At 70.0% G+C, this 23,827-nt stretch carries 19 protein-coding genes; 14 read left to right on the plus strand and 5 right to left on the minus strand.

What is annotated here, in order from left to right:
• Window positions 1-235: 235 nt before the first annotated feature.
• The 10 genes from OG230_RS03070 (at window position 236) to OG230_RS03115 (ending at window position 9,913) form a co-directional block, all read left to right on the plus strand.
• Window positions 236-1,363 carry a ricin-type beta-trefoil lectin domain protein gene (locus tag OG230_RS03070; RefSeq protein ID WP_328908570.1) on the plus strand — a complete coding sequence of 376 codons (1,128 nt, stop codon included), beginning with the start codon at window positions 236-238 and terminating at the stop codon, window positions 1,361-1,363.
• A 514-nt stretch (window positions 1,364-1,877) separates the two neighbouring features.
• Window positions 1,878-3,062: an ATP-binding protein gene (locus tag OG230_RS03075; protein ID WP_328908571.1), complete on the plus strand. Its 1,185-nt coding sequence runs from the start codon at window positions 1,878-1,880 to the stop codon at window positions 3,060-3,062.
• Window positions 3,059-3,904 (plus strand): roadblock/LC7 domain-containing protein, encoded by an 846-nt coding sequence (locus OG230_RS03080; RefSeq protein WP_328908572.1) that lies wholly within the window; start codon window positions 3,059-3,061, stop codon window positions 3,902-3,904. The genes OG230_RS03075 and OG230_RS03080 overlap by 4 nt, the downstream gene beginning before the upstream one ends.
• On the plus strand, window positions 3,897-4,280 hold the full coding sequence (locus OG230_RS03085; RefSeq protein WP_328908573.1) for a DUF742 domain-containing protein: 384 nt from the start codon (window positions 3,897-3,899) through the stop codon (window positions 4,278-4,280). The genes OG230_RS03080 and OG230_RS03085 overlap by 8 nt, the downstream gene beginning before the upstream one ends.
• A gap of 3 nt (window positions 4,281-4,283) precedes the next feature.
• On the plus strand, window positions 4,284-4,844 hold the full coding sequence (locus OG230_RS03090; RefSeq protein ID WP_328908574.1) for a GTP-binding protein: 561 nt from the start codon (window positions 4,284-4,286) through the stop codon (window positions 4,842-4,844).
• Window positions 4,845-4,853: 9 nt separating this feature from the next.
• Window positions 4,854-6,221, plus strand: a complete 1,368-nt coding sequence (locus tag OG230_RS03095; RefSeq protein ID WP_328908575.1) for a cytochrome P450 — start codon at window positions 4,854-4,856, stop codon at window positions 6,219-6,221.
• A gap of 93 nt (window positions 6,222-6,314) precedes the next feature.
• Window positions 6,315-7,562, plus strand: coding sequence for a cytochrome P450 (locus tag OG230_RS03100; protein ID WP_328908576.1), 1,248 nt, complete (start codon window positions 6,315-6,317; stop codon window positions 7,560-7,562).
• Complete coding sequence (locus OG230_RS03105) at window positions 7,559-8,356, plus strand: enoyl-CoA hydratase/isomerase family protein (RefSeq protein WP_328908577.1); 798 nt, start codon at window positions 7,559-7,561, stop codon at window positions 8,354-8,356. Before OG230_RS03100 ends, OG230_RS03105 begins: the two co-directional genes overlap by 4 nt.
• A gap of 173 nt (window positions 8,357-8,529) precedes the next feature.
• Entirely contained in the window at window positions 8,530-9,288 is a 759-nt protein-coding gene (locus OG230_RS03110; protein WP_328908578.1) for a hypothetical protein, read from the plus strand.
• Entirely contained in the window at window positions 9,278-9,913 is a 636-nt protein-coding gene (locus OG230_RS03115; protein WP_328908579.1) for a Fic family protein, read from the plus strand. The genes OG230_RS03110 and OG230_RS03115 overlap by 11 nt, the downstream gene beginning before the upstream one ends.
• An 891-nt stretch (window positions 9,914-10,804) precedes the next feature.
• On the opposite strand, the gene OG230_RS03120 is transcribed toward OG230_RS03115, so the two are convergent.
• On the minus strand, window positions 10,805-12,415 hold the full coding sequence (locus tag OG230_RS03120) for an MFS transporter (RefSeq protein WP_328908580.1): 1,611 nt from the start codon (window positions 12,413-12,415) through the stop codon (window positions 10,805-10,807).
• A gap of 987 nt (window positions 12,416-13,402) precedes the next feature.
• Here OG230_RS03120 and OG230_RS03125 point away from each other — a divergent pair.
• On the plus strand, window positions 13,403-16,225 hold the full coding sequence (locus OG230_RS03125) for an ATP-binding protein (RefSeq protein WP_328908581.1): 2,823 nt from the start codon (window positions 13,403-13,405) through the stop codon (window positions 16,223-16,225).
• A 314-nt stretch (window positions 16,226-16,539) separates the two neighbouring features.
• Here the strand turns inward: OG230_RS03125 and OG230_RS03130 are convergent, their stop codons facing one another.
• Window positions 16,540-16,938: a hypothetical protein gene (locus OG230_RS03130; protein WP_328908582.1), complete on the minus strand. Its 399-nt coding sequence runs from the start codon at window positions 16,936-16,938 to the stop codon at window positions 16,540-16,542.
• 110 nt (window positions 16,939-17,048) lie between these two features.
• Window positions 17,049-17,846 (minus strand): thioesterase II family protein, encoded by a 798-nt coding sequence (locus tag OG230_RS03135; protein WP_328908583.1) that lies wholly within the window; start codon window positions 17,844-17,846, stop codon window positions 17,049-17,051.
• 367 nt (window positions 17,847-18,213) lie between these two features.
• Here OG230_RS03135 and OG230_RS03140 point away from each other — a divergent pair, with 367 nt between their 5' ends.
• On the plus strand, window positions 18,214-19,452 hold the full coding sequence (locus tag OG230_RS03140) for a beta-ketoacyl-[acyl-carrier-protein] synthase family protein (protein ID WP_328908584.1): 1,239 nt from the start codon (window positions 18,214-18,216) through the stop codon (window positions 19,450-19,452).
• 91 nt (window positions 19,453-19,543) lie between these two features.
• Entirely contained in the window at window positions 19,544-20,491 is a 948-nt protein-coding gene (locus tag OG230_RS03145) for an ACP S-malonyltransferase (protein WP_328908585.1), read from the plus strand.
• A gap of 46 nt (window positions 20,492-20,537) precedes the next feature.
• Here OG230_RS03145 and OG230_RS03150 read toward each other — a convergent pair whose 3' ends face one another.
• Window positions 20,538-20,795: a phosphopantetheine-binding protein gene (locus OG230_RS03150; protein ID WP_328908586.1), complete on the minus strand. Its 258-nt coding sequence runs from the start codon at window positions 20,793-20,795 to the stop codon at window positions 20,538-20,540.
• Between the two features lie 201 nt (window positions 20,796-20,996).
• Between OG230_RS03150 and OG230_RS03155 the strand changes: the two genes are divergently transcribed.
• Window positions 20,997-22,595, plus strand: a complete 1,599-nt coding sequence (locus OG230_RS03155; protein WP_328908587.1) for an AMP-binding protein — start codon at window positions 20,997-20,999, stop codon at window positions 22,593-22,595.
• A gap of 189 nt (window positions 22,596-22,784) precedes the next feature.
• On the opposite strand, the gene OG230_RS03160 is transcribed toward OG230_RS03155, so the two are convergent.
• Window positions 22,785-23,699, minus strand: coding sequence for a proline iminopeptidase-family hydrolase (locus tag OG230_RS03160; RefSeq protein ID WP_328908588.1), 915 nt, complete (start codon window positions 23,697-23,699; stop codon window positions 22,785-22,787).
• Window positions 23,700-23,827 lie beyond the last annotated feature (128 nt).

Here is a 23,827-nt window from a genome sequence, read left to right on the forward strand (position 1 = left end):
GAGTGAATGATAGACGTGTCAAGGGTTTGGTACGGACCAGCCCACGCACGGCGGCGACATCGCCCGCGGACAGGTCCGCGAACAGCTCGCGCTCCACGATGTCGAGCGCCGGTTCACGTACCCCCGGAAGAGTCCATGCGCACGCGAGGGAAGTCCATGCCGTGCGCGCCACCCACTCCCCCACTCTTGTCAGGTGCATGCCGTTCATTACGCTCACCCACCCCAAGGGGGCACCGTGCACCGCTTCAGAACGTTCGCATCCGCCTGCGTGACCGCCGTCCTCGCGGTCGCGGCCGGCCTGGGCCCGTCCGCACCCGCACACGCCGCGGGACAGACCCCCGGCACCTACACCAACTACGGCTTCCCCGCCGGCACGACCGCCCTCACCGAGGTCACCTGGGGCACCACGGTCGAGGCGGACCCGGGCCGAGGAAACGTCTACTGGGCCCACCAGTTCGGCTTCGACAACAGCGTCGGCGGGTACGTCGGCCAGCAGCGCTGGCGCACCGGCACCGGAATGTTCCTCTTCTCGCTGTGGGGCTCCACCGCGGCGAAGGCGGGTTCCGCCGGAACCTACTGCCAGACCTTCGACGAGTCGGGCACGGGCTACACCTGCCGCTCCAACCAGGCGTTCACCGCCGGCCACCACTACACGTACCGCGTCTCCCCCGACACGACGGACGGCTGGTACAAGGCGACCATCTCCGATGTCACGGCCGGCACCTCGTTCGTCCTGGGCAGCCTCCAGGTCGGCGCGGGCGCCCGGATCAGCACGGGCGGCATGGTCGACTGGGTCGAGTACTTCGACTGGAACAGCAACTCCGCGACCTGCGAGGACGAGCCCTACTCACGAGCCCGCTTCGATCTGCCCAAGGGGACGTCCACCGGCGGCTCCGCCGTCACGGGCTCGGTCGGCGCCACCTCCACCAGCAGCACCTGCGCCGCGTACGCGAAGGTCACCGAGGTCCCGGGCGGCAGCATGCACGACGACGCGGTCGGCAACTCCGCCTCCGGCGAGATCACGGGAACCGGCGGCTCGTGCGTGGACATCACCGGCGGCAGCAGCACCGACGGCACCCCGTTGGAACTGTGGACGTGCACCGGCGGCAACCACCAGAACTGGGTCCTCGCCCACGACGGAACCGTGCGCGCGCTCTACAAGTGCATGACGGCGAGCGGTGGTTCCGTCCAGCTCAGGACGTGCGACGGATCCACCGGCCAGCAGTGGCAGCGCTCCGGGGCCTCCCTCGTCAACCAGGGCAGGTGCCTGGACGCCGAGGGGGGCGCCGACGCGAACGGCACCGCACTGATCACCTACGCCTGCACGGGCGGAACCAACCAACGCTGGACCACCCCCGGCTGACCACTCGCGCCTCGCGAGCCGGACAGCGGAACCACCCAGTCCGGATGACTGGTGGTCACCGGACGGACACCTAAGCGGAGTTACGTGGCAGTTCGTCTCGCCAGCGGCGGCCGGGGCGCCCGGACGACGGCCCCCGGGGGCACCGGTCGCCAACGGCACAACGACATGTGAGAGATTGTCACTCCTCTTGTGAAGACCTTCGAACGACCCCGGGGCAGCCGGAAGTGAGAGGCGCGGGATCCAGCCGTACCGGGCGGTGAACGCGCTCCTCAACATGCCTGAATACAGGGCGTGTTGGCCAAATCCGGAGCCAGGGCCGACATCGGCCGGAGGAATGATCCGGTGATAGCATCCCGGCATCTGTGATCTTGATCCACTGGGTTCAGATGCTGATTTGCGATCGGTGGCCTGCTCCCCGCGCGACAGCGGCCGGACAGCGCCGAGCGGCTGTGTCGCGGCTCCTCGCGAGGTGTAGCCGCCGCCGTCCGCCTGCCGTGCGCCGGGAAAGGTTTCCATGATTCGAGACACACTTGTGTGGTGCTTGGTTGCGGTGGCGGCGATAGCCGTCGTCGCGGTCGTGGCACTCACCGCCCGCAACAGAGCCCTTGGGGCGAAGAAGCAGCAGTCGGAGGCCGAGCTGAGGCGCCAGCTGCACACATCCGACAGTCAGCTCCACCTCTCCCGAGCCGAGTTGCAGCGGTTCAGGAGCGAGCAGGACGGAACCCTCCGGGAAGCCAAGGAAGCAGCCGAGGAGAACACCAAGGCGGTCCTCAAGGGGGCCGCCAGCTTCCTGCAGAGCCTCGCGGCGGAGCAGACGACACTCCTGGACGGCATCCAGCGGACGTACGGTGGCCATGCCGTCCTCAGCGACCTGCTCGAAGTGAACCACGCCAACGCCCAGATGGCGCGCAAGGCGCAGGGCATCGCCGTCATGTGCGGTGCGCCGCTCGGCCGCCGCAACCGGCCCGCCAGCGTCTACGACGTGGTGCGCAGCGCCCAGGGGCAGATCCGCAACTTCCACCGGGTCGCGATCATGCAGCAGGCCGGTCTCGCGCTGAAGGCGTCCGCGGTCGCGCCGGTGGCGCTCGCGGTGGCCGAACTGCTCGACAACGCTGCCAGCTTCTCCCAGCAGGACGCACCGATCGAGGTGACGTTCCAGCGGGTCCAGAACAACCTGTGCATCGTCATCGACGACGCCGGTGTCAGCATGAACGACGAGGACCGGCAGCGCGCGACCGAGCTGCTGTCCGGTGACGTCGTCCCCCGTCTCTCGCAGCTGGGGAACCAGCCGAAGTTCGGTTTCCCGGTGATCGGCCTGATCGCGCGTCAGTACGGCTTCAAGGTGGATGTCACCGGAGTCTCCCGGTACGGCGGCGTCCGAGCCGTCGTCCTGTTGCCCGAGGAGCTGTGGACGATGGAGGAGACGGCGCCGGCCGAGGAGGCTCCCGTCAGCAGCATTCGCCGTGCCGAGGGACGGCCGCAGAGCGGCACCTCGCGTACGACGCACGGTCTACCGAAGCGCGGATCGCGCCAGGCGCCCATCGCCAGCGTGCCCGACCCCGAGGTCACCCGCCCGGCGGCACGGGCTCCCGAGGAGGCCGGCCGGGCCTCCGGACGCAGCCTGGGGGCCTTCCAGCGCGGCACGCTCTCGGGCCGCAACCTTGATGCCACGTCGCTCGAAGGGTCCGAAGACGCATGACCGCAGACCTGTCGTGGATGCTTGAGGACATCGTGCACAACGTGCCCCGGGCACGGCACGCCGTCCTGCTGTCCGCGGACGGCCTTCCCCGTGGGGCCACGGAGGGCCTGGCCGAGAAGGAGGTGCGTACCATCTCCGCCGCCATGGCCGGGATGCAGTCCCTCAGCCGGGCCACGGCTCACTTCGCCGGACCGGAGGAGGACCGGCAGTGGAATCAGACGATCATCGAGTTCTCCCACGGGTGGAGCTTTCTGATCGGCGCGGGACAGGGTGCCTATCTGGCCGCCGCCGCGGCGCCCGATGTGGACATGCAGCAGATCTCCTTCCGTATGCACCGCCTCGTCGCCCGGCTGGGCACCAACCTCACCACGCCGCCGCGGGTGAACGCGGAGGACGACGCGGGGACGCGGGGCACCGGAGGGGTCCGGCGTGAGGGCTCGGGCGATTCGGGCTTCGTACTCGCCGATCTCGACCGGGTCATCGCCGATGTGCAGGGCGCCCGTCACGCGGTACTGCTGGGTTCCGACGGTCTGCCCCGCGGGGCGACCAGCGGCCTGAACAGGGACCTGGCGGACACCATCTCCGCGGCGATGACGGGCATCCACGCCTACAGCCGGGTCACCTCGCAGTTCGCGGGCGTTCTGGAGGACGCCGAGTGGCGGCAGACGGTCATCGAGTTCCAGCACGGCTGGATCTTCCTGATATCCGCCGGCACCGGGGCGTTCCTGGCCGCCGCCGCCGAGCACGACTGCGACATCGAGGAGTTCACCACCCGCCTGCACGAAGTGATCCCGAAACTGACCACGCCGGCAGCACGGGGAGAGGGAGCAGGCCATGCCTGACGAGCCCGAGCAGGAGCTGGAACTGACGTCTCCGTTAGTCCCACTCTTCGTGATCACCAACGGACGGGCCCTGCCCCCGGATCACGAGTACGAGCACACCACCCTCGTCATGGCGGCGCAGGACACGTCGGCCGCCGCGCGGACGATCTCCCCGGAAGCCGGCCAGGTCCTGGACCTGGTGGCCGAGGGCTTCCTGGCCGTGGCCGAGGTGGCCGGGCACACGCACCTGCCGCTGGGCATCGTGCGCATCCTGCTGGCGCAGCTGGAGGAGGACGGCCTCATCCTCGTGAGACGGCCGATACCGCGCGCCGAACGTGTCGACAGAGAACTGGTCAGCGCCGTGCTCGAGGGCCTGAAGAATCGATTCGGAGCGTAACGCGTGTACCTGGATCCAGACGTCTCCCACGCGGTGAAGATCCTCATAGTGGGGCACTTCGGGGTCGGCAAGACCACCTGCATCGGAAGTCTCTCCGAGATCGAGCCGCTGCGGACCGAAGAGGAGATCACCGAGGCGAGCGAGGGTTTCGACGACCTGTCGGGCACGCCTCACAAGAAGACCACCACCGTGGCCATGGACTTCGGCCGCCTCACCCTCAGTGACACGCTGGTCCTCTACCTCTTCGGGACGCCCGGCCAGGAGCGTTTCAAGGAGATGTGGGAGGAGCTCTCCCGCGGCGCGCTGGGCGCGCTGGTCCTCGTGGACCCGGAGCGGCTGCACGAGTCCTTCCCTGTCCTGGACCTGGTCGAGAGCTTCGGCCTGACGTACGCCATCGGCGTCAACCACTTCGAGGGCACCACGGACTACCCGCTCGACGAAGTCCGCGAGGCACTGAACCTGACGGCCGAAACCCCCGTCGTGAAGTGCGACGTGCGCGACGAGAGCACCTCGGCGCAGGCCCTCATCACCCTCGTCAAACACCTCATGTCCCTACTCGGCTAGGAGCGCGGAATGCCACAGCCTTTTGACGCACAGGAGATACCTCCCGGATGCCCCGCGCACGGGAACGTACCGCTGTACGGTCCCTCGTTCGGAGCCGACCCCGACGGCCACTACGCGCATCTGCGGTCGTTCGGCCCGAGCGCACCCGTGGACATCGCTCCGGACGTCGAGGTCGAGCTGATCACCAGCTACGACGCGGCCCTCTACGTCCTGCAGAACCCCGCGTCGTTCGTCCGCGACTCCCGCCGCTGGAACGCGCTGAACGAAGGGCGCGTCCCGGCGGACAGCCCGGCTCTGCCCATGATGAGTTACCGCCCCAACGCGCTCTTCAGCGACGGCGCGGCACACGCCCGTCTGCGCCAGGCGGTCACCGACAGCCTCGCCACGGTCAACGAGCGCCAGCTCATCAGGCAGACGCAGCAGTCCGCCGAGTACCTGATCAGCCGCTTCAGTTCCGAGCCCCGCGGCCAGGCGGAGCTGATCGCCGACTACGCCCAGCCGCTGCCGCTGCTGGTCTTCAGCGACCTGTTCGGCTGCCCTCCCGAGATCGGCGACCGCGTGATCGCCGGGATCAGCGGCATCTTCGAGGGCACTCCGGGTGCCGACGAGGTGCTGGGCGGGGCGCTGGCCGAGCTGATCGCCCTCAAGCGGCGCCGGCCGGCCGCGGACCTGACGACACGTCTGATGGAGCACTCGGCGCAGCTGAGCGACGAGGAGGTGCTGCACCAGCTCGTGACGCTGCTCTCCGGCGGCACGGCGCCGCTGACCGCCGCCATCGGGACCAGCAGCGCGCTGTACCTGGGTGAGGAGTGGCAGACCGGCCTTCCGGTCGAGGACGCCGTCGCCCAGACGCTGTGGAACTACGCGCCGATCGCCAACTACGCGGCCCATTACCCGACCCACGACGTCGAACTGGCCGGCCGGGTGCTCCGGGCCAACGACCCGGTGCTGATCTCGTTCGCCGCGGCCAACACCGACCCGAAGCTGACCGAGCACCGCCAGCAGCTGAGCGCGAAGGCGCACCTGGCCTTCGGGGCGGGCCCGCACGCGTGCCCGGCCAAGGACCCGGCGTTCATGATCGCGGTCACCGCCGTGGAGACCCTCCTCAACCGGCTGCCCGACGTCGAGATGCGTGTTCCGTTCAAGACCCTCGCCTGGGCGCCGACTCCGTGGAGCCGCTCGCTGGTGACGCTCCCGATCCGCTTCAGCCCGCGGACGATGCCGACGGCCGCCGCCGAGCCCGCCCACCCGCAGACGGTCCAGGCCCCCCAGCAGACGGCTCCCGCCGACCGCGCATCCCGGCCGCCGACGGCCGAGTCTCCGCAGAACAAGGGGGGACTGTTCAGCCGATTCCTGGCATGGACGCGAGGGGAGTGATTTAAGTTACCTCCTGAGACCCCTGTGTTATTGGATGCTTCAATGATCTTGTGGGTATGCATGGCGGCTGGTTCTCAGAAAGGAGCCGCCATCATGGGAGTTGCCACAACTCCGTCGTATGACCGCAGGGCGTCCGCCTCCCTCTTCTCGCGTCTGCGGACGTCAAGGGGGCAGGCCGATCCCTTCCCGATATACGAGGAGTTCCTGTCGAGGGGCGAGGTCTTCCCCGCCCCTTGGGGCGGCTCCGTCGTCACCAGCTTCGCCGTCTGCGATCAGGTGCTGCGCAGCCGCGACTGGCTCGAACCCGACAAGCGGTGGCGCGACCAACAGGGGGCGGGAACCCGCTGGAACGCCCCCTCCTCCCAGGAGATGAGCAACACGCTGGCCGCGCTCAACCCCCCGGACCACACGCGGGTGCGCCGGGCGGCCGGCACGTTCGACAAGTCCGAGGTGGAGCGGATCAGCCGGACGGTCGGCCGGACGACGGACCGGCTCCTGGACACCCTGGCGGAGCAGCTGCGCGACGGGGAGGCGGACTTCTCGGCCCTGGTGGGCGAGGAACTGCCGGTCGCCACCATAGGCGACTGGCTCGGGCTCCCGGCCGCGGACGGGGCGCGGCTGCGCCAGCTGACCCACGACCAGGTCTTCACCCAGGAGCTGCTGCCCTCGGCGAGTCAGCTGGCCGCGTCCGACGCGGCCACGGCCGAACTGCGCGCCTACTTCATGGACCTGGTACGCGACCGGCGCGCCCACCCGGGCGACGATCCGGTCTCCCGCTGGATACAGACGTGGGACGCCATGGAACCCGACCGCGACAAGGCGGACGAGGCGGTCTACTTCCTGGTGCTGTTCGTTCTCCTGGCCGCCCTGGAGACCACCTCGACCCTCCTCACGACCATGACGCTCCTGCTCGTGGAGAGCCCGGACCGCTGGCAACAGATCGCCGACCGCCCCGACCTGGTGCCGGCGTTCGTCGAGGAGACGCTGCGCTACGACCCGCCCACCCACGTCATCAGCCGGGTCGCCGCCGAGGACTGCTTCCTCGGCGGAATGGAGATACGCAAGGACGAGATGGTCCACCTCATGGTGGGGGCCGCGGGTCGGGATCCGGCGAAGCACGCGGCCCCCGACCGGTTCGACCCCCTGCGCAAGCCCGCCCACCTGGCCTTCAGCGGAGGCATCCACTACTGCCTCGGTGCCCCGCTGGCCCGGCTCGAAGCCCAGACCCTGCTCCGTCAACTCGTCCGGCGCCTCCCCCGCCTCACCCTCGTGCGCCGCCCGTCGATGGCCCCCCGGGTGGCGTTCCGGCGCCTGCTGAACTTGGATGTCGCCCTCGCATGACCGAGACAACGCGCACTCTCCCCCGCCCGTCCCGCAAGGCGATACGCGTCGACCAGGACGGCCCCGTGCTCCATGTCCGACTCAACCCCTGGGACCAGGACGACACCCTGGGCATCGCCGCCCTCGACGATCTGCTCCTCCTGCTCGACGATCTCCACGAACGCCCGGACATCCGCATCCTGATCCTGTCGTCCATGGGCCAGGACTTCTGCCTGGGCGCCGACCGCAGCGAGTACGAGGAGGCGCTCGCAGCGGATCCGACCGGAGCCGGTCTGCGACGCATCGGAGACAAGGCCCAACGCCTGTGCCAGGCGCTGGAGAACACCCACGCGGTCACCATCGCCCGGGTCCACGGCCGGGTCATCGGCGCGGGGCTCGCGCTCGCCTCGTTCTGCGACCTGCGCGCAGGCGCCGACAGCTGTCGCTTCCGCATGCCGGAGGTGGGCATCGGACTCCCGCCCGCCTGGGGAGGAGCGATGGGCCGCCTGGTCTCCGAGGCCGGAGCCTCCAGGATCCGCGAACTCTTCCTCACCTGCGACGTGTTCGACGCGGACACCGCCCACCGGCTCGGTCTCCTCCACAAGACCGCCCCCCTGGACCGGCTGGACGAGGTCGTCGGCGCCTGGACGAGACCGCTCGTCCGACGCTCCCCCGAGGCCCTCGTACTGACCAAACGCATGCTCGCCGGATACACGCGGGCGGACCGCACGGCGGACGTCTCCCTGCTCGACTCCCACCTCCTGACGGCCCAGATCAGCCAGAACCGAGGAGCTGGTCCGGCCGGAGCCCGGTGACACCTCCCCGTACGTTGACGTGGCACCGCACCCCCGTGTGATCCGCATTCGCGCAGGTCGCACACGGCGCGGTGCCGTCTCGGCACAGGGAGGGCCGAAGCGCTTGCGGGGCAGGATGTGGGAGCGCGGACGGTACGCCCGAGCACGTCCGCCCGGCGGCGCAGGAAACTCGTATGACAAAGCCGTCAGCACTTGGCACGATCGGTCGGTCGTCCTGCCCAGACCGGTTCCGGAGGAACGCCACGGCCATCGACTACGCGCTCGCCCCGGGCTGGTTGCCGTGGCCCGCCGCCGACCCCGATCTGCATCCCTTCGAGTGGGACGAGAGCGAGGAATCCCGGATCGGCGGGGTGATCGCCTCGATGGTGCCTCCTGCCGGTGCCGGGTGGCAGGAGCGCTATCGCTTCACCGACGAGGTCACCGCGCTCCTGGCGGCCCGGTACGGCCGGTGGGTCTGCGGGTGGCACTGGGCGGTCGGCGAAGGCGGGGGCGGCGGCGTGGTCATCAGCTGGTGCTGCGCCTCCCATTCCGTACGCGAACCCGAAGCGACCGCTGCCCGTGTGATCGCTTCGCTGCTGGAGTGGCGCGACTGGCTGGAGGAACTGGCCGAGCGCTTCGCACGGTTGGCACCGCCTGCCGGAGCGGATGCCGAGGATCGCAGTTGGCACCTGGAACGGGCGGCCGTCCGCCTGGTGACGGTGGTCGTGGACCGCACCGGTGCCGAATGCGGCTGGTACGGGCTCTGCCACACGGTGCTGGCGTGGTTCCTCACGTCCACGGGCATGAGCCCCGAGGCGGCGAAGGTCGCGGTCGACGCCGCGATCGGCGGACGGTTCAGAAGCTGGACGGAACCGTCGCGGACCCTGATCGACACGGTGGGCGACGACCTTGCCGTACGTCTGACCGGAGAGCATCCCTACCGTGACCACTGACTCCTTGGCGGCCTGGTGCGGAGTCAGGGACCGGATCGACTGGGCATCCGCGGCCGGTGAGACGCCGTCCCCGGTCGGGCCGGCCGTGGACGGCCTCGCCGCCTGGTGCCGCGAAGGGGGCCGTTCCTCGGATCCGGCCCGGGGCGACCGGCTGCTCGCCGCGCTGGCCCGATCGCGCGCGGACGCTTCGCACGGGCGCCCCCTCACCTGCACGCTGCTGACCGAATGGCAGCGACTGGTCCTCGGCCTCCCCGAGGTCTCGTTCCGGCAGGGGGACGCCTTCGCCAAGGGCGGCCGCGAACGCTACGCACTGACGCCGCGCACCCAGCGGGACTTCGCAACATGTCTGCGTGACAGCGCCGACCCCGGAGTCCCCCCGGCCTCGCGCGCGGCCAGGGCCTATCTGGACGTGGCGTTCTTCCACCCCTTCCCGGACGGCAACGCCCGCCTCGCCCTGCTCACCCTCGCCTACGTCCTGGAGCTGGAGGGAGTCCGGCTGGATCACGTCGGCCCCTTGCAGACCACGCGTTACGCGGACGACGCCGCCGGGGCTGCGGACCTGGCCGACCTGGTCTCCGTCCTCATCCGCGCGACTCATCGCCGGACCGTCGGGCACCGCCGCTGAGCGCGCTTCGCTGTACGAGGTCCTCTTGATCATTCCGACCGGGGGCGAGCCCCTGCATCCGCATGCGGCGGAGCGCATTGATGTGACGGCGCGGCTCCACCCTTGCCCCGATTCGCCGCAAAGTCGCTTTCCTCCGCTCCGCGTCGGGTACTTCACGGGCGAGCTCGTGCACCGCATGCGGTGTGGCATCCCGTGCCACGTGTCCCCGGTTTCCGATGTGAGGCATATTCATCTGGGGCCCACAACCGGAAGGTGCACTTCGGTAGTCGCGGTTCCACATAGCCTGCGGGAACGGCCCACCGGTGCCGGTGAGATGACCTCCAGTGCACCCGCCAAAGGGCGGCGCGTACGTACCGGAGTCGAAGCGTCACGCTGATCGGTGTACGAGGAAATCGGGTAGGCCCACGTCGCCCGTTGCCTGACACGGGCCGCCAGGAGCGGGCAGACGGGGGTGCGGCCCACCGCAGCGGCACCGGCTCTCACCTCTCGGAAATGCGCGCGCCGAGCACACTCGCCCACCACCCAAAACTGATTCTTATTTCAACGAGTTCATACGGGAGTCACACTCCATGGACGAGCCAAACGCATTCCGCTTCGCGAGGGAGATTCCCACGGCGGAATCGCCTGATCCCGTACCGCGCATTATCCGAATTCCCCTGTCGACCCTTCACGCATGCGGGAATGCAGGCATCGCGTCATCGTGCCATCAGGATTCACGGAGCCCACGCGTCACCGCACGGAAGAACGACTGCTGACGATCGGTCGAATGCCCCGACCACGGCACACTGTCCCTACCGGCGGGCTCAATCGAACATCGAACTGCATTCCCACGAAAAGACGGCCGCCGCCCCACACTCGGTGGGACAGCGGCCGTAGGACCTGCTCCTCGTTTCAGCTCTTCGTTCCCACAGGGTTCGCGGCCTCGGGAGAAGCGACCGGCCCGTCCGGCCCGTCCGCGGCCTCGGACGGTCCCGCCACGGCCGCCACGGCGGGCCCTGCGGCACCCCGCAGCAGCAACACGACCAGCAAGGACGCGAGGAGCAGGACGCCCGCGCCGGCCAGCGCCGCCGCGTTCAGACCGTCGGTGAAGGACTCGCGCGCCGCGGTGAGCAGCGCCCCGCCCATGTCGTCGGGGAGTTCGCCGGCGACCAGGACTGCCGCCGCGAGGGTTTCCCTCGCCGCGTCCTGCGCCGCGGCAGGCAGCCCGTCGGGGACCGAGCCGTCCAGACTGCTGCGGTACACCGCGCTGCCGAGCGTGCCCAGGGTCGCCAGACCCACCGCGCCGCCCAGTTCCTGTCCGGTCTGGAGCGTGGCGGAGGCGATGCCCGCCTTCTCCGGCGGAGCGGAGCCCACGACCATGCCGGTGAGCAGGGGCATCGTGGCGGCGACACCGGCGGACAGCCCGCCCGCCCCGACCAGCACCATCCACAGCGGGGAGTCGGCACGGACCTGGGTGAGGAAGAGCAGACCGCCGGCGGTGAGGACGAACGCACCGCCCACGATGAACGCGTGGTCCACGCGCTGCGCCAGGCCCGTGGACACTCCGGTGGCGAGGAAGATTCCGGCCGACGGGGTGAGGCTCCACAGGGCGGCCTCCAGCGCCGACATCCCCTGGACCGACTGCAGATACTGGGTGGTGAAGATCGCGAAGCCGATCATCACCCAGGCGGCGACCATCGCGAAGGCCACTCCGCCGCGGAAGGCGCGGGTCCGCAGCAGCGAGAGGTCCAGCAGCGGTGTGGCGGCCGTGCGTTGGCGCAGGACGAAGAGGAAGGCGACGACCAGGCCGGCCGCGATCGCGACCACCGGCACGACCTCGACGCCGTCCGTCCCGAGCTCCTTGATCCCGTAGATGACCGGGAGGATCGCACCCAGCGACAGCAGACAGCTGACGGCGTCGAACGGTCCCGGCTGCGGGTCCTTGAACTCCGGCAGCAGCCGGGGCGCCAGGACCAGGAGCAGCACCATCACCGGAGCGTTGATGAGGAACACCGATCCCCACCAGAAGAACTCCAGCATCACCCCGGAGAGCACCGGGCCGAGGGAGACACCGGAGATCAGCACGGCCGACCAGACACCGAGGGCCTTGGCCCGCTGCGTCGCGTCGGTGAAGATGCTGCGGATCAGCGAGAGCGTGGACGGCAGCAGGCAGGCGCCGCCGACACCGAGGAGGGCGCGGGCGCCGATCAGCATGCCCGCGCTGGAGGCGTAGGCGGCGATCAGCGAGGCACCGCCGAAGAAGACCGTGCCGGTCATGAGCAGCTTGCGCCGGCCCATCCGGTCGCCGACCGAGCCCATCGTGATGAGGAGCCCGGCCAGGACGAAGGCGTAGATGTCGAAGACCCACAGCAGTTGCGTGCCGGTGGGCGACAGGTCGGCGCTGATCGCCGGCACGGCGAAGAAGAGGATGGAGATGTCCATCGACACCAACAGCAGCGGCAGCGCCAGGACGGCGAGCGCCAGCCATTCTTTGCGTCCTGCGAGGGCAGGATCGGTCGTCATCGCTGTACCTTCCTGATGAAAACAGGTAGGTACAATCGTCTTGTCCGCACCCACGGCCCAACACCCCTAGGGCCCCCTAGGGGCGCGGCAGGACAGGGCTCCCCGGATGCTCGGGTTGCCGTACCCACGAGTTCCCCCTACTGCCCCGCAGCGGGGCTCCTCGAAGCGCCCGTGCGCCGTATGCGCCATTGCGCGACACGTCCGACGGCTTGAAACGAACGCAATTTGGCTGGCAGTCGGCGTCCGATTCGAGGAATTCCGCCGGAAATCCCATTCGTTACACCCCGGCATTTTCGGCCAGCGTCCGCGATCCGGCCATTCCCGCCCGGTCCGGGCCGCGCCACGAGGGCCTGCCGCCCATGGCTACGAGATGTCCGGGAGAAACCTGGCCCCGCCGGAGAGCGGGCCGCTCGCGACGAGCGCGGCGGCGGCCGGCCGGGCGCACCCGGACGGCGATCAAGGCTCCGACCTGGGACGCGTTACGGGGACGGTTCCAAGCCACCGCCGGAGGACGATCGCGCCGGGCCCGTACGTGGGCGGTTTCGCGCCGGGCCCGGCGTGGCAAGCCGTATACGTACTGGCTCCGCCTCCGCCCGTCCTTTCGAGACGCCGCGACCGCCGCGAGACCATCCCGAGGACCGGCCCCCGCGAGCACGGGAACTCGGCTGATCACCGCAGGACCGCCGCGCCACCCCTGGAAGAGTCGAATATTCGACGAGCGCAACAGACCCTTGGCGCGGCGGAACCGATTGGGCCCGGTAGCCATCAAGCGTAATGCGGCCTTCATTTTGCCGTCGTACAACAGCACTGAATGGGGTGCTATCGTCGGCCGCTGGGTGCCGGGGGGCCGTTATCCCAACTGACGGACAGTCCTTGCGCACGCAACACAGAACCTCGTATGCGAACCATTGAAGTCAATGGTGAAGGCGATAGGCAGCAGCCCGGGGGGACTTATCAAAGCTCGGGTGTGGAACGGGGGTACCACCGATGCTTCTTGAGTACGTCGACGCACTGCGCCACCTCGGCGACCAGCTCACGGATACCGCAGAGGGAAGGGGACGTCTGCTCATTGTCAACGGCGGACTGACGAGTGGTAAGGCCGAACTCCTTCAGGAGTTCGCGGCGCGCGCGGACCGTGTGGGCGCGCTCTGTCTGACCGCGACCGCCGCGCGCGGACTCCAGTCGCTCCAGGCCGATGTGGTCGACCAGTTGTTCCACTCCCGGGGGCTTCCCGCCGAGACCACCGAGCATGTCTCGGCGTTGCTCAGCCCGGCCGTGGTCGCCGCTCAGCCCGGGAGCCCGGACCTGGAGTCCTTATCCGGAGCCGGCGCGCGAGCCGTGCGCGACACCTGTGCCGAACTGCTGCGCCTTTCCCGGGAGCGCCCGTTGGTCATCGGTGTCGACGACGTACAGTTCGCCGACGCGTTCTCCCTCCAGCTGCTGCTCTACCTGAGCCGCCGCATGGAGTCGGCACGGATCATGATCGTGCTGAGCAAGTGGGACTGGGCGCAGCCCACCCTGCCGCGCTTCTACGCGGAGATCACCCGGCTTCCGCATGGCCTGATCCGGCTGGTGCCGCTCTCCGAGCACGGCATCGCCGGACTGATCACCCAGCGCACCGGGGAACAGCCCGACCCCGGGCTGGTCGCCGCCTACTACGAGCTGACCGGCGGCAACCCCAAGCTGGTGGACGCCCTGCTGGAGGACCAGCGGACAGCGGGCATCGAGTCCCCGGGCCGCGGCCCGGCAGGACTGGCGACGGTCGGGAGCCACTATCAGCAGGCGGTGCTCGCCTGCCTCTACCGATGGAATCCCCAACTCCTCGAAGTCGCCGAGGCATTGGCCGTGCTCGGTGACGAAGGCGCCGCCGGTCCGCTGAGCCGGCTCAGCGGTCTCAGCGTGGACACCACGGAACAGGTGCTGCACACACTCGTCGCGGAGGCGCTCCTCACCTCCGGTCCGACGCCGGGGAACTACCGGTTCCGTCATCCGGCGATCGCCAAGACGCTGCTCAACAGCCTCTCCACGACCGAGCGCACGCGTCTGCATCTCCAGGCGGCCAAGCTCCTGCACCAGCAGGGCATCGGCCCCCGTCCTGTCGCCCGGCACCTCGCCGAGGCCGGCATCGTGGTGGAGGGCTGGGCCACGGGAGTCCTGCGGGCGGCAGCGGAACAGGCGCTCGCCCACGACGACTCCGGCACCGCCGTCCAGTACCTGGAACTGGTGATGAACGCCTGCACGCCGGGGACCGAGCACGACAGCGCACGGCTCGCCCTGGCCCACGCGTCCTGGCGGACGAGCCCGGCGGTCTCCGCCCTGCACCTGGCCCTGCTTCCCGAGGGTCCCGACATGGAAGCACTCAGCCGCCGGGACACCGCCACACTGGTCCGGCACGCCCTGTGGCAGGGCGACACCGAAACCGCGGCGCTGGGGCTGAAGGTGCTGGAGGCATCCGGTGGAGCCGTCGACGACAGCACGATCGCCTGTCTCCGGCTGGCCGAACGCTGGGTCTACGGACCGGCGGTGGAGGAATGGCACCGCCCCGCCACCAGACCCGAGCACAGCGCGGAGCCGACCGGCGGTGGGTCCTCCAGCTGTGCGCATGCCGTATGGGATCTCGCCGCACTGTCCACCCGCACCGGCGCGGACCATGCCGCCGCCAAGGCCCGTCGTGTGCTGGAGAACTGCGCACTCGACGACGTCTCGCTGGAGACGGTCGTCGCGGCGATCCTCGCCCTGCTGCACGACGGCGAGACCGAATCGGCCGTGAGCTGGTGCGACGTCCTCCGCGAGGAGGCCACCCGCCGGCTCGCCCCCACCTGGCTCGCGGTGCTGGAGTGCCTCCGCGCCGCGATCGCCCTGCGGCAAGGCGATCTGGCTGCCGCGGCGAAGCTGGCCACCACCGGCTACGAACGTCTTCCCGCCTCCGCCTGGGGCGTGTTCATCGGCTATCCGCTGAGCATCCTGATGCAGATCGACACGGCTCTCGACAACCACGGCGCGGTCGCGGAGCACCTCCGCCAGGTCGTGCCGGAGGCAATGTTCGGCACCGTGTGGGGGGCACACTACCTACGGGCTCGCGGCCACCACTTCCTGGCCACCGACCGGGCGTTGTCCGCTGTCAGCGACTTCCGGGCCGCCGGGGGCCTCTCCGAACGGCTGGGCCTGGACTTCCCCGCGCTCTTCCCGTGGCGGGGCGACCTCGCCCTGGCCAATATGCGGCTCGGCCGCACGGTCCTCGCCCATCGGCTGCTCACCGAGGAACTGGAGCACCCCCGGCTGGACGTCCGCGCGAAGGGGGTCGCCCTGCGGCTGCTGGCGTCATGCAGCGATCCGGGCCGACGCCAGGGTCTGCTGGAACGCGCCATCGACCATCTGGAGCGATCCGAGGACCGGCTCGAACTGTCCCGTGCCCTCAAGGCGATGAGCCGGGTACTGCAGCAGTCCGGTCAGAACGAACAGGCGCGTTCCACCGCCCGCCGGGCGTCGCAGGAGGCCCGGATCTGCCGCACCGGAAGCGAGGAATCGGCGGAGCGGGAGAGCCCTGAGCCGGACCCGACGGTGCCGGGTCCCAGGGCAGCGACCTCGTCGGTCTGCGAGCAGCTGAGCGAGGCGGAGCGCAGGGTGGCCACGCTGGCCGCGCGCGGTCACACCAACCGGGAGATCAGCGGGCAGCTGTTCATCACGGTCAGCACGGTCGAGCAGCATCTGACCCGCATATACCGCAAGCTCGGGGTGACCAGGCGCAGCAATCTGCCGACTCACCTGGCCGACCGGCGCGGCGCCATGGAGGGCCGGGCCCAGGGCTGAACCCGGCGGCGCATGTCCTTGCTCTCAGGTCCCGTTCGCCGTACGGCGGACGGGACCGGTGTCATCGCGTGCGGCTGTGAGCAGTGCTGGTGACGGCCCAGGTGGAAGCCGCGCGGCAGGCAGCACTCCGCCCGCTTCTCACGGGAGATGTCCGTACGCACAGGAGATCGCGGGCACCGGGACGATTCCGCTCTGCCGTGTTCCCCATCCGGAGTCCGGCCACAGCACATGCCGGAGGATCGCTCACCACATGGCCGTGGTGAGCGATCCGTGGAACGACGGCCCCGCGCGGTTACCCGGCCGGGGCCGGATTCTCAGGTGGAGGACCGGACGCCCGGCAACGGACGTCCCTCGCCCTGCTGGGCGGGCGACGGCACCCGGCCGTCCGCGTCGACGCCGCTCCCGTCGCCTCCGGGGGCCGGCCTCTCGGCTCCGGGCACCCAGAAGCCGAAGCCGAGAAGCATCGGCAGGGTCGGCAGTTCGGGGAGGTCGGCGAACGCGGGCGCCGGCGCGCGGGGTGCGCGTGCCACCGCATCGTCGAACAGCGGGTGCGACGCCGGCCGGGTCGTCCTCCCGGCAGCCGCCGTCGAGTCGGCCACCGGCCCGCCGCGCCCGGCCGATCGGCGGGAGCGGCGCATTGCGGCGGCGGTCGCCAGGGATGCGGTTCCGCGCGGGGCGGACTGAGTGTTGGGAACAGTTTTCTCGGCGACCATGAGGGCCTCCAGAACCTCGGCGTCACGCTTCGGACCGTTGAGCTCGCCTTCCCGGCCGAATCCGGCCGCTCGGAAGGCGGCGCCGTACGTCGTTCTCTGCGTCTACCCGCTCATCGCAGCGGGAAGGCAGCGCCTCCGCCCGCACCCGCGGGCTTCACGGTGTCGGTGAACTCACGTATCTCCCGCAGGACTTCGGGAACCTGAGCAACGAGATAGAAGTGGCCGCCAGGGTAGGTGAGGAGTCGGAACGAAGCGTCGGTGTGACGCTCCCATGCCTGCGCCTCCTCCGGCGTCACCTGCGGGTCGTCCCCGCCGACGAGCACGGTGACCGGGCACTCCAGCGGTGGCCCCGGCCGGTGCCGGTACGTCTCCACCGCCCGGTAGTCGCTGCGCACCGCGGGCAGGATCATCCGCAGGACATCCTCGTCCGCGAAGACCTGCTCGTCCGTGCCCTGCATGCGCTTCATCTCCGCGACGATGCCCTCGTCGTCGGCGGCGTGGACGTTCTCGTCGCGATAGGTGGACGGCGCACGACGGCCGGAAGCGAGCAGACCCGCCGCGGGCGCCCCGCGCTCCTGGAGCCGGGTGGCCACCTCGTAGGCGACCATGGCCCCCATGCTGTGGCCGAACAGGACGAGCGGCCGGTCGGCCCAGCCCGAGAGCAGTTCGTCCGTCACCACGTCCGCGAGCGCGTGGATGGAGTCCACCGGCGGTTCCGTGTGCCGGTCCTGCCGGCCCGGGTACTGCACCGCCAGGACGTCCAGGGCCGGGCTCAGGGCACGGGCCACGGGGAAGTAGAACGTGGCGGACCCACCGGCGTGCGGAAAGCAGACCAGTCGGACGCCGGCGTCCGGGGCGGGGTGGTACCGCCGGACCCAGACATTGGATTGCGCCGGTGCTGCGGTCATGGCAGTCGGATTCCTCTCGGGCATGGACCGTTGCGACGGAAGCCGCGCGCTGACGCCACGAGTATGCCCTCGGCCCTTTCGAAGTGGCCAGAATCGACCACCCCTGAACTCCCGTGACACCCCCCTAATCTTGGCCCGCCATAGGTGAGCAGGTAATGCCCTGGTAACACTGTCCTGCGGGCCGGTTGCAGGCCGTCGCGCTTCCGGAACTGCGGACGTGCACCATGCTCGTACGCCCGGAGCCCCCAGGCTCGTGGCCAAGCCTCAGGAATCGAAGGGTATGTGTGATGGGCCAGAGATGACGCCGCCGATGTCATAGAGAATTCCCGCCCCGTGCCAATTGCGTCGCACAATTCCCGGAGGACAAATGAAAACCGACGACCGCCATCCGCCGCCGTTCCGGCACCGTGTCATGGTCACCGGAACCGGTGCGGTCACTCCGTTGGGCGAAGGAGTGGCGGCCCTCCACAACCGGGTGGTGAACGGAGAGTCCGGGCTGACCGACGGCGAGGGCCACTGTCAGACGTTCGACCCGCATGCGGTGCTGAGCCGTAAGGGGATCCACGCCACCGACCGCTTCAGCCAGCTCGCGCTCGTCGCCGCCGAGGAAGCGATACGGCAGGCCGGCTGGTCCAACGGCCTGCCCTACGCACCGGAACGCGTCATGTGCGTCATCGGCTCCGTCGCCGGTGGCGTGCTGACCTTCGAGGAGCAGCTGACCACCATGCGGCGCAACGGAACCGATGCCGTCTCGCGGCATGCCGTGCCGATGATGGCGCCTCATTCGGCCGCTGTCCAGATTGCCGTCCGGCACCGGCTGCGCGGTGAGACGTACTGCGTCACTTCGGGCTGCGCCTCAGGAACGCAGGCCATCGGCCGGGGCGTTCGGGCCATCCGCAGCGGCGCCGCGGACGCCGCGGTGGTGGGCGGCGCGGACGCGCCGCTGACCAATTTCATGCGCTCCGCCTACCTCAACGCCGGGATCATGTCTCCCACCGGGATCTCCGTCCCGTTCGACGAGGAACGCGACGGCTTCCTGATGGGTGAGGGCGCGGGCGTGCTGGTCCTGGAGTCCGCGGAGAGCGCCGAACGGCGCGGCCGGCCCGTCCTGGGCGAGATCCTGGGCTACGGCTCCAGCTGCGACGCGTTCCACGTGCTCTCCCCCGCCGAGGACGGCGTCGCCGCCATGGACGCCGTCCGGCACGCCCTCGACGACGCGGGCGTCACTCCTGACGCGCTGAGCTATCTCAACGCGCACGCCACCGGCAGCGCCCGCGACGACCGACTGGAGATCGCCGCGCTGCGCGGTGTGCTCGCCGACGCCCTGGAGACCCTGCCGATGTCCTCCACCAAGTCCGCCACCGGCCATCTGATGGGGGCGGCAGGCGCGGTCGAGGCGATCGCCACGCTGATGGCGCTCAACGCGAAGGTCGCACCACCCACCGTGGGGCTGCGGCGGCCCGACGCCGCGCTCGGGACACTGCGCCACGTCCTGCACGCCGTACCGCTGACCACCGCGCCGGGCCGCCGGCCCGTCGGGATGTCCACGACGTTCGGTTTCGGCGGGCACAACGCGGTCCTGGTACTCGAAGGGGCCACGGCCTGAACGGCGGGGAACACGGAGGGTGCCTCCCGTCCTGCGGCTTAGGGGCGGCTAGGGGTGCTGCGCCCTCGTCCGCAACGCCAACACTGTCGCCATGGACAAGGAGACTCGCACGGGCCATGCCGTGGTCTTCCCGGGGATGGGACCCACCCGGTTCGAGGACGTGGCCCGATTCATGGTGATCAACCCGCAGGCCAGGAAACTGGTGGCCGCGGCCGACGAACGGCTCGGCTACTCCCTCATCGACCGCTATCGCGACACGGAGGGCGACTACTCGGAATACGCCCAAGTCGCCTTCCTCGTCAACAGTCTGGCGCTCGCCCGGTGGGCCGAGGCCACCCTCGGCTGCGAGCCCACGGTATGCGTGGGGCCGAGCTTCGGCAACAAGGCAGCCGCCGTCCACTCCGGCGCTCTCGACTTCGCCGACGGTGTGACGATGACCGCCCGCTTCGCCCGGGTGCTGGACGACTACTTCGCGACGGAACACCGCGAAGCGGTCACGCTCTCCTTCGCCCGGACCCCGCCCGAGACGCTGCGCACCGTGCGCGACGAGCTGGACGCCATGGGCGAGTGGCACGACATCACCTGCCAGGTCGACGACGACTTCGCCATGCTGACGCTGTCGCGGTCCCGCCTGGAGTGGCTCCAGCTGCGGCTGCGCGCCCTGGGCGGGCTGCCGCTCTACGTGATGCACCCGCCCATGCACTCTCCGGCCTTCGGCGGGCTGCGCCGCCGCATCGAGGACGAGGCTCTGGCGGGGCTGGAGTTCAGCGATCCACGGCTGCCGGTGGTCTCCGACCACGACGGGAAGCTGCTGACCACCGGGGCCGAGGTGCGCGAGCTGATACTCGACGGCTGCGTCCGTGCGGTCCACTGGCCGGACGCCCTGACCGCGCTCCGCGACCGCGGTGTCGGCCGCCTGTTCGTCGCCGGCCAGGACGCGCTGTTCGGACGCGTCTCCGTCGCCACCCGCAACTTCGAGGTCACGGCGGTCGATCCGCGGCTGGCACTGCGCCCGCAACGCCGCGGCGGGGCCCGCTGAGGCGAAGCCCCGGCGAACCCCGCCGCTCACGCACGGCCGACTCCGGTCAGCCGTGCGTGAGCTGCACCAGCTCCGACATCTTGGCCCAGAGCACTCCGGGCGTCGCGAAGGTCTGCATGCTCAGTGCCTCGTCGACGAAGCGGACACCGTAGGAATTCTCAAGCGCATTGAGCAGCTCCACGGTTCCCATCGAGTCCAGACCGAGATCCCGCAGTCCGGCATCCTCCTCCAGCGGCTCGTCCGCCGAAAGAAATGGCAGATAGCTGCGGATGATTTCTTCGAATTCCTTGTCCCACGTACTCATGTGTTCGGGCCCCATTCCGGTTCCGGCTTTAACAGCGGACCTGCCTAAGGGTGGTGACGCTAATCGCCCGACGAGAACCCGAACAACCGCTACCAACCCCTGTCCCGCTTAACGCGTCCAGGGAAACCCCTGTCCGTGGGCCGGCAGCCGGGATCACGGTAATGCGCGGCCTGCGGGAAACGACCACCCACAGGAGGAAGTATGTCCGGCACCGTCGAGCACGCGCTCCATCACCGCTTTCTGCGCGGCCTGGGGATATCCCCTGACGGCACGGCACTTCGGCTCGGCAGCACGTCCGCACTCAGCTACCGCGAGGCCCATGACCTCGCCCTCACCTGGGCCGGCGCCCTGTGTGCCGGCGGCACCCCGCCCCGCGCGGTCGGGGTCCTGGCGGGCAAGACCGTCCCCGCCTACGTCGGCCTGCTCGCCGGGCTCTACACGGGCGCCACCGTGGTGCCGCTCAACCCCGAGTTCCCCACGGAACGCACCCGCCGGATGCTGGAACTGGCCGGGGTCGAGGCGATCGTCGTGGACGAGGAGGGCGCGGCAGCGCTGTCCAGACTCCAGCTCCAGGCCGCCGACCTCGACCCTGCCCTGCCCGCCCGCACCGCAGTGCTCGCGGCCACGGCGGACGGCACCGTCCTCACCGACGCCGATGCGGTGACTCCCTGGCGACGGATCACCGTGGACCCCGCGGCGGCGCTGAGCGCCCCGCGGACGGTCGCTGCCGAGGACACCGCATACATGCTCTTCACGTCCGGCTCCACCGGCAGCCCCAAGGGGGTGCCGATCAGCCACGGCAGCACGTACCACTACTTCCAACTACTGGACGAGCGGTACGACTTCACGGCGCAGGACGTCTTCTCGCAGACCTTCGACCTCAACTTCGACTGCGCGATGTTCGACCTGTTCTGCGCCTGGGGCGCCGGCGCCACCGTCGCCACCATCCCCCCGCACAGCTACCGCCGGCTCCCCGACCACCTGCGCGAGGAGGGCATCACGGTGTGGTTCTCCACACCCAGCGCGATTTCCCTCATCCGTCGTACGGGGCAGTTGTCCCCGGACTCGCTGCCCACCCTGCGGTGGAGCTTCTTCGCGGGCGAGGCGCTGCACTGCCAGGACGCCGCCGACTGGCACGAGGCCGCCTCGGGCTCGCTGCTGGAGAACATCTACGGACCCACCGAGCTGACGATCACCATCACCGGCCATCGCTGGGACCCGGTGGTCTCGGCCGAGCACGGCGTCAACGGCCTGGTCCCCATCGGCGCGGTCCACCCGGGCCATGACCACCTGCTGCTCGCGGACGACGGCTCCCTCGCCGAGGACGAGGGCGAACTCTGCGTCACCGGACCGCAGATGACCGTCGGCTACCTCGACCCGGCGGACAACGAGGGCCGCTTCCTGGAACGCGACGGCCGCCGTTGGTACCGCACCGGGGACCGGATGCGCCGGCTGCCCGGCAGCGACGAGCTGATCTACCTCGGACGGCTCGACTCACAGGTGCAGCTCCAGGGCTGGCGCGTGGAGCTGGCCGAGGTCGACCACGCCGTACGCTCCTGCCCCGGCGTGGAGGACGCCCTCACGGTGGTCCAGCAGGTGGAGGGCGGCACCGAGCTGGTGGTCTTCTACACCGGCACACGTACCTCCCCGGCGGTCCTGGCACGGGCCCTGCGGGAGATCCTGCCCGCCGGAATGCTCCCGCGCCGATACGAGCACCTCGGGGCGTTCCCCCTCAACTCCAACCGCAAGATCGACCGCAAGGCGCTCACCACACGCGCCACGGCACTGTTCGGCGCCTGACAGCACGACAGGCCGGGGTGCAGGAACGGGGACCGCCGATCGGCGGTCCCCGTTCCTGCACCCCGGCCCTTACGCCGATTCCTGGCCACGGCCCAGCGCTGAGGCCGTAGCCAGGCCCCTCGCGCCGGACCGTTGGTCAGGCCCCTCGCGCCGGCCCGTCGGTCAGATTCGCTCGCGCCGGCCCGTTGGTCAGCGTCGCTCGCGCAGATAGCCGAGCATCACCTCGACGAACCGCTCGGGCTCCTCCAGGTGGGGCAGGTGGCTGGAGTCCTCGAAGATCTCCCACCGCGCCTGCGGGATCAGCTCCGCGTAGGGCCGCACCGTGACGGGCGTCGCCTCGTCGTGGCGGCCGGAGAGCACGAGGGTCGGCACCTCGATGTCGGCGAGGCGGTCCTCCACGCCCCAGTCGCGCAGGGTGCCGATGACGTGGAACTCGCTCGGCCCGTTCATCGTGAAGTAGACCGTGGGGTCGTTGTAGACCTCGTAGAACGACGCCTGGTAGTCACGCGGCCACGGCTTGATACGGCAGACATGGCGGTCGTAGAACGGGCCCATGGCCTCGTAGTACTCGTTGGACCCGGTGGTCCCTGCCGCCTCGTGGCGCAGCAGCGTCTCGTTGACGCCGGGCGGCAGCTCGGCCCGCAGCACCTCCATCTCCTGGAGCCACAGCGGGTAGGAGGCCGGCGCGTTGGCAATGACCAGCCCACGCAGCCCGGCGGGCTTCCGGGCGGCGTGCTCGGCCACCAGCAGTCCGCCCCAGGACTGGCCGAAGAGGACGTAGTTGTCGGCGACACCCAGCTCGCCGAGCAGGTTGTCCAGCTCCGCGAGGAAGAGGTCCACGGTCCAGAAGTCGGCGCCGCGGTCGGGCAGATGGGTGGAGCCACCGTTGCCCAGCTGGTCGTAGTGGACGACGGGCCAGCCGTGGTCGGCGAACACCGCCATGTTCTGCAGGTAGTCATGGGTACTGCCCGGGCCGCCGTGCACCACGACGAGCGCGGGCTTGTCCGAGGTCACGTCCCCGGTGATGCGGTACCAGGTCCGGTACTCGCCGAACGGCACAGTGCCCTTGGTCACGGCCCGCTGGGACCCGGCGGCCACACTCATGTTCGATCACCCTTCATCGGTCGCTCGGTCGGAAACTCATCGATTGGTCGGGGAGCGAGCGGCGGAACGGATCGGCTGCCGCATGCTGCTCCCCTGCGGTCGGCGCGGCCTCCCGGGCGCCGTGACCA

This window comes from Streptomyces sp. NBC_00234 (genome assembly GCF_036195325.1).
In the GTDB taxonomy this organism is placed as follows: domain Bacteria; phylum Actinomycetota; class Actinomycetes; order Streptomycetales; family Streptomycetaceae; genus Streptomyces.

Excerpts from the sequence above, each read along its gene's own strand:
- OG230_RS03075 (WP_328908571.1), top strand. The coding sequence starts at position 1,878 with ATGATTCGAGACACACTTGTGTGGTGCTTGGTTGCGGTGGCGGCGATA.
- OG230_RS03080 (WP_328908572.1), top strand. The coding sequence starts at position 3,059 with ATGACCGCAGACCTGTCGTGGATGCTTGAGGACATCGTGCACAACGTG.
- OG230_RS03085 (WP_328908573.1), top strand. The coding sequence starts at position 3,897 with ATGCCTGACGAGCCCGAGCAGGAGCTGGAACTGACGTCTCCGTTAGTC.
- OG230_RS03095 (WP_328908575.1), top strand. The coding sequence starts at position 4,854 with ATGCCACAGCCTTTTGACGCACAGGAGATACCTCCCGGATGCCCCGCG.
- OG230_RS03100 (WP_328908576.1), top strand. The coding sequence starts at position 6,315 with ATGGGAGTTGCCACAACTCCGTCGTATGACCGCAGGGCGTCCGCCTCC.
- OG230_RS03105 (WP_328908577.1), top strand. The coding sequence starts at position 7,559 with ATGACCGAGACAACGCGCACTCTCCCCCGCCCGTCCCGCAAGGCGATA.
- OG230_RS03110 (WP_328908578.1), top strand. The coding sequence starts at position 8,530 with ATGACAAAGCCGTCAGCACTTGGCACGATCGGTCGGTCGTCCTGCCCA.
- OG230_RS03120 (WP_328908580.1), bottom strand. The coding sequence starts at position 12,415 with ATGACGACCGATCCTGCCCTCGCAGGACGCAAAGAATGGCTGGCGCTC.
- OG230_RS03125 (WP_328908581.1), top strand. The coding sequence starts at position 13,403 with ATGCTTCTTGAGTACGTCGACGCACTGCGCCACCTCGGCGACCAGCTC.
- OG230_RS03130 (WP_328908582.1), bottom strand. The coding sequence starts at position 16,938 with ATGGTCGCCGAGAAAACTGTTCCCAACACTCAGTCCGCCCCGCGCGGA.
- OG230_RS03135 (WP_328908583.1), bottom strand. The coding sequence starts at position 17,846 with ATGACCGCAGCACCGGCGCAATCCAATGTCTGGGTCCGGCGGTACCAC.
- OG230_RS03140 (WP_328908584.1), top strand. The coding sequence starts at position 18,214 with ATGAAAACCGACGACCGCCATCCGCCGCCGTTCCGGCACCGTGTCATG.
- OG230_RS03145 (WP_328908585.1), top strand. The coding sequence starts at position 19,544 with ATGGACAAGGAGACTCGCACGGGCCATGCCGTGGTCTTCCCGGGGATG.
- OG230_RS03150 (WP_328908586.1), bottom strand. The coding sequence starts at position 20,795 with ATGAGTACGTGGGACAAGGAATTCGAAGAAATCATCCGCAGCTATCTG.
- OG230_RS03155 (WP_328908587.1), top strand. The coding sequence starts at position 20,997 with ATGTCCGGCACCGTCGAGCACGCGCTCCATCACCGCTTTCTGCGCGGC.
- OG230_RS03160 (WP_328908588.1), bottom strand. The coding sequence starts at position 23,699 with ATGAGTGTGGCCGCCGGGTCCCAGCGGGCCGTGACCAAGGGCACTGTG.